Consider the following 249-nt stretch of genomic DNA (forward strand, 5'->3'; position numbering starts at 1 on the left):
ATGAGCATGGCGGCGGCGGCGTAGAGGAAGGCTGCGGCGGATTTGAGGGTGGCTTCCACGTCCTTGGCCAGACGGCGGTTTCGATTGACCCAAGCGAAGAACCGCTCGACCACCCAGCGCCGAGGGACTGTCAGGATTTCCGTGTGTGGCCGGGCATAATGGGCAACAAGGAGTCCCACTATGTCACGACGCAAAGAACCTGCCATACCGAATGAGCTTCTCGATCAGCTTTTGGCGGGCGGCGCTGCC

Annotated in this window: 1 pseudogene; it reads right to left on the reverse strand. The window is 61.4% G+C overall.

The annotated features are described in order from the left end of the window. Positions 1 to 128, reverse strand: a pseudogene (locus CG471_RS29960) (IS5/IS1182 family transposase); the annotation flags it as partial. Between the last annotated feature and the right edge of the window lie 121 nt (positions 129 to 249).

Origin of the sequence: Sphingobium sp. IP1 (assembly GCF_002708645.1) — a bacterium.
Lineage (GTDB): Bacteria > Pseudomonadota > Alphaproteobacteria > Sphingomonadales > Sphingomonadaceae > Sphingobium > Sphingobium yanoikuyae.